Origin of the sequence: Halorubrum tibetense (genome assembly GCF_042661865.1) — an archaeon.
In the GTDB taxonomy this organism is placed as follows: domain Archaea; phylum Halobacteriota; class Halobacteria; order Halobacteriales; family Haloferacaceae; genus Halorubrum; species Halorubrum tibetense.
In genome coordinates this window covers 1-4,615 of the sequence record NZ_JBHSWW010000199.1, presented here as the reverse complement: position 1 = coordinate 4,615, position 4,615 = coordinate 1, and the positions used below count along the sequence as shown (strand labels likewise).

The following is a 4,615-nucleotide window of genomic DNA, read 5'->3' as shown; positions in this document are numbered from 1 at the left end:
TGCTCGCGCCGGGCGTCGTCGACGCCGATTTCGAGATCCGCGTCGACGACGAGGTCGTCTTCGAGGGGCCGAAGGCGTTCGCCGTCGGTCGCGCCGAGATGTCCGGCCCGGAGATGGTCGAGTCGACCCGCGGCGTCGCCAGCGAGGTCAGACACGTCGAGGAGCGGTAGCACGTCGCCGCCGGCCGGCCGCGCGACCCCGCCGAGGTCGGGTCCCGCTCAGTTTTCCTTCGCGTCGGCGTCCGATCGGGCGTACGTCTCTATTCGTCGTACCCGACCGTCGTGGACGGTGAACACGTCGAGGAACGCGAACAGCGTCGTGTCGTCGGCGTCGAGAAGGCGGCCACGGACCGCCACGTCGCCGACCGCCGGTTCGTCGGACGGTCCATTGTGACCCGCGCCGTCACCGGCCGACTCCTCGTCTGCTGAGTCGCCCGGACCGACATCGTACACGCCGTCAACGACGTGAGTGGTGTCGGTCAGCGGACGCTCGTCGCGGGTGAACGCGAGGAACCGGTCCCGCCCGCGGAGGGTCCGATCGGGCCGATAGTGAACGAAGTCGGGGGCGAGCAGCTCGGCGAGCGCGTCGTACGCTTTCGCGTCGGTCCGTCGGTAGTACTCGCGCGCGAGCGTCGCCGGACGATCGGTCATCGGCGATATCGATCACTCGCACCGTCGACCCGGGTCACGACGCGAGCTCGGCGAACTCGGTTGCCGAGGTGCGGGTGCCCTTGGAGATGATCACGTCGCCGGCACGGAGGGTCGTGTCGATGTCCGGGCCGAGGAGCCACCCCTCCTCGGGCCGCCGGACGGCGAGGACGCTCGTCGCGATCCCGGTCGCGGGCACGCCCGCCTCGACCTCGGTCCCGTCGAGAGTGCTCCCCTCCCGGACGGTCGTTCGCGTGATTATCTCGTCGGACTCCTGGACCGCCATCTCGACGACGGGATGGACGCCGATATCACGGAGCACGCCTTCCGTGATCTCCAAGGCCGCGTCGGAGATCTCCTCGGTCGCCACGCCGAGGTGGATCAGCCCACGCAACGAGACGGGATCGTCGGCTTCCTTGGCGGCGCGAAGCGTCCACGCCTCGAACCGCGACTGGAGCGCGTCGACCTCGATCTCCAAGTTCGTCACCTCCTCGGCCAGCTCCTCGTTGTCGAACAGGACGGAGCCGTACGCTAGGTCGACCGCGAGCTCCGAGAGGTTCTTCATCAACACGATGGAGTCGACAGCGCGTTCGAGGTCGTCAATGGCGGGCTCCGCCGGCTCGTCGGGTTCGAACGACTCGCCCGTCAGCGTCGGGTACACGTCCGAGACGCCGCCCTCTGGACCACGGAGGAGGACGATGTCGTCGCCGTGCAGACGGGTTTTCGGCCCGGGGTTGAGGATCCAGTCGTCGTCGCGCCGGATCGCGATGACCCGAACGCCGGTCTCGGATTCGAGGTCGATGTCCTTCAGCGTGCGTCCGTCGTACTCGGAGTCGGCCGCGACGGTGCCACGGACCAAGGTCTCGACGCCCTCGGAGAGTGCGCCACGCATCGCGTCGGGAAGACCGATCTCCTCTAACACGATCTTCGCGATGTCACCGGCCGCGTCGGAGACTTTGTCCGCCGCGGCGACGACACCGAGTACGGGGGCGAGCGTCTCGGCTTCGCTCGGGTTGCGCGCCGCGAGCATCAGGCTCATTCGTGCGCGCATCTGGAGGACGTCCATCCGGTTTTCGAGCTCGATGACCTCCTGTGCGACCGTGGGGCTGCCGTGTAACACCGCGGAGTAGGAGAGATCGATGAGCAGCTCGGCGGTGTCTTTCATCTCCACGAGCAGGTCCTTCACGCTCGTCGGCTCGTAACTGACCTTTCGCGGCGGGTTCTGCCCCTCGAATCGTCCCATAACCCGTATCTCTCCGGGGGCGAGTAAAAGGCTTGTCACGGGGGGTTACGGGGTATCTGGGAGGTCGTCGGCTACATCGCGTTCCCGGCAACGTAGGCCGCATCAGCGTCCGACACCGGCTCCGCGAGATCGACGAGCGCCAGCCAGCGGAGGAGCCGGTCGGCCCGGTTCCGCCACGAACCCTCCCAGTTCGGGTCCCGAGCGCGGTCGTGCCGCGGGACCGACTCGCGGGTCGCCGCGAACAGCGACGCTGGCGTCACGGGGGTTGTCCCCGACGCGTCACGCAACAGCGAGAGCGTCTCCGGGACCAACAACACCCCCTCGCGGAGTCCCTCCCGAACGCGTTTCGGTGTCGGGTCGGCCTCGGTTCGAACGAACCCCCGCGGCGTCGCACGTACCAGTCCGAGGACACGGAGGAGCGCGAGCCAGTCGTTCGCCGTTTGCCGGTCCGGGAGTCCCCGTCGCTCACGGAGCCGGGCACAGCAGTCGTCGGTCGTCCCCGGAACGAGCGGGACCGCGCGTTGCAGGTCGGCGAGCGCGCCGAGGGAGGCGGGCGGTTCGGGGAGGGGTTTGAGCCGCATGGGTCGGACGCTCAGCGGTAGCCGAACGACTCCGCAAGGATCGACTCGTCCGTCTCCCCCACCGTGTACACGGGGCCGTCGACGACGTCGACGGTCACCTGTGCGGGCGCGAACACGCTCTCGGGCACTTCGTAGAAGTCCCAACCGGCGTCCTCGAACACCTCGACGAACGGCGTCCCGTAGTCGTCACGAACGGTGGAGACGATCTGCTCGAACCGGTCGTCGTCCCGGGCGACCTGGAGGTGGACTTCACCGCCGTACGCCAGCGCGTCGTTCGTGCGTCCCATCGCGACCGACTCGTCGCGCGTCACCGGCGCGATCGGTGCGGAGCCGGACGCGTGGAGCACGTCGGTCGGCTCGTAGCCGACCTCGAGGAGCCGGAACACCGCGAGCTCCGCCGCGCGCGCGGCGGTCGAGACGGAGCCCGCCGTCGACCCCGTCGCGTACGTCGGGAGGAACACGCCCTCCGGGTCGACCTCGGCAAGGTCGGCGACGTGTTCGGCGACCGTCTCGTCCGGGAGCGCGGTCGATTCGATCGTCAGCGTGGCGAACTCCGAGGAGTCGTAGTAGCCGACGCGCTCGAACTCCGTCTCCTGTCCCACGAGTGCCCGGGCGGGCCCGGAGCCGAGCCCTTCGAACCCGTTCTCGAACGCCAGCTCCCAGCCGGCCTTCTGTGAACACAACAACGAGACAGCGGGGTGGTCGGTCGACAGCTCGACGTAGCCGCGCGGCGCGCCGGCGACCTCGCCCATCCGCGTGTCGACGCTCGCCAACCCGGCGGTCTGGATCTCGGTGAGAAGCAGCCCCGCCTCCACCCCGCCTTTGGCGTCGACCCCGAAGTCGACGACAGTAGCCCCGTTCTCGAGCTCGTACCCCGCGATATCGAGTTCGCCGGCGAAATCGAGCGCCTCGTCGACGAGCTCGATCGCGGTCCGGTTGATACTCTCCATACGCCCCCTTTCTCCCCCTCACGTAAGGGGTTTGCCGGTCACTCCCCCGTCGCCGCGTCGATCGGTTCGACGAGGAACACGTAGCCCGAATACGCCTGATCGAGGTTCGTGGGTGCTTCCTCGCCGGTGTGTGGCTCACAGAGCAGCGCGGACGCCTCTACCGCACCCTTCCCGGTCTCCTCCTGATACCGTTCGGTGACCGAGAACGCGGCGGGCTCCGTACAGCCGCGGCGGTAGCACTCGGTCGGCGTATCGTCCGGCGGCTCCGGTTCGTCCCCACGGGCAAGCGCCTCGGAGACGTCACGCTCGACGCGTCGGCGATCGGCCGTTCGAGCCTGTTCCTCCCGTCCCGCTTTCGTGTCGGGCATACGTCATCCATCGGGCGGCGCGGGGATAACGGTACGCCCGAGTGCAACGAGGGTACCGATACACTCTGGCGGGACGGACCGGTGGCTCCCGACTCACCAGAAGCCGCCGGGACCGGAGGGGCCGCGGGGGCCGCTCGAACGCGGATCCGGATCGATCTCGACGAGCTCCGTCTCGGGTCGCGGATCGATCTCGCGCCCCTCCTCGTACCGAACGAACGAGAGATAAAACGATTCGCCGCAGCCGGCGGCCCGGTCCGAACCCATGTCGGTGTCGTCGGAACCGTCGTCGTCAGCGGAGTCGACCACGCCGCCGTCGTCGTCAGCGGAGTCGACCACGTCGCCGTCGGCGTCAGCGGAGTCGACCACGTCGCCGTCGGCGTCTGTTGTCTCGATCCCCTCGTCGGGGTTCCAGACGACCCCGTCGCTCGCGCCACAGACGAACCGCACGCCGTCGGCCGCGTCGTCCTCGAACGGCGCGGTCGGCTCGACGTACGTCCACCCCTCGAACGGATACGGCGTCACCGCCTTGTCGGCGAGATAGCCGTCGCGTTCGAGCTCGACGATCGTCTCACACGCCGGACAGTGATACGTGACCGGGTAGCCCATATATCAGATACGGGCTCGGTTCGTATACGCTCGTCGCCGATACGTCAGAGTATGCCCGTCGCCGACGCGTCAGATACTTGATCGGGGAGCGCGTTCGACTCGATATCACATCGGATCCCTCCGGCGACAGCAGCGGCAACGCCGACAGCAGCGGCAACGCCGACAGCAGCGGCAACGCCGACAGCAGCGGCAACGCCGACAGCAGCGGCAACGCCGACAG

7 protein-coding genes are annotated in these 4,615 nt (G+C 68.5%); 1 reads left to right on the top strand and 6 read right to left on the bottom strand.

Annotated features, from left to right (window positions below; all coding sequences use genetic code 11):
- Positions 1–170, top strand: a 170-nt coding sequence (locus ACFQEU_RS11725) for a PUA domain-containing protein (protein WP_379782342.1), incomplete at its 5' end; no start/stop codon positions are given.
- A gap of 48 nt (positions 171–218) precedes the next feature.
- Here ACFQEU_RS11725 and ACFQEU_RS11720 read toward each other — a convergent pair.
- From ACFQEU_RS11720 to ACFQEU_RS11695, 6 genes are all read right to left on the bottom strand, one after another.
- Positions 219–650: a nuclear transport factor 2 family protein gene (locus ACFQEU_RS11720; protein WP_379782340.1), complete on the bottom strand. Its 432-nt coding sequence runs from the start codon at positions 648–650 to the stop codon at positions 219–221.
- 34 nt (positions 651–684) lie between these two features.
- Positions 685–1,890: a potassium channel family protein gene (locus tag ACFQEU_RS11715; protein WP_379782338.1), complete on the bottom strand. Its 1,206-nt coding sequence runs from the start codon at positions 1,888–1,890 to the stop codon at positions 685–687.
- A gap of 71 nt (positions 1,891–1,961) precedes the next feature.
- A complete protein-coding gene (locus ACFQEU_RS11710) occupies positions 1,962–2,471 on the bottom strand; it encodes a hypothetical protein (protein ID WP_379782336.1) in 510 nt (169 codons plus the stop codon).
- An 11-nt stretch (positions 2,472–2,482) separates the two neighbouring features.
- Positions 2,483–3,421, bottom strand: coding sequence for a methenyltetrahydromethanopterin cyclohydrolase (mch, locus tag ACFQEU_RS11705; protein ID WP_379782334.1), 939 nt, complete (start codon positions 3,419–3,421; stop codon positions 2,483–2,485).
- A gap of 38 nt (positions 3,422–3,459) precedes the next feature.
- A complete protein-coding gene (locus ACFQEU_RS11700) occupies positions 3,460–3,789 on the bottom strand; it encodes a hypothetical protein (RefSeq protein ID WP_379782332.1) in 330 nt (109 codons plus the stop codon).
- Positions 3,790–3,882: 93 nt separating this feature from the next.
- A complete protein-coding gene (locus tag ACFQEU_RS11695; protein WP_379782330.1) occupies positions 3,883–4,395 on the bottom strand; it encodes a hypothetical protein in 513 nt (170 codons plus the stop codon).
- Positions 4,396–4,615 lie beyond the last annotated feature (220 nt).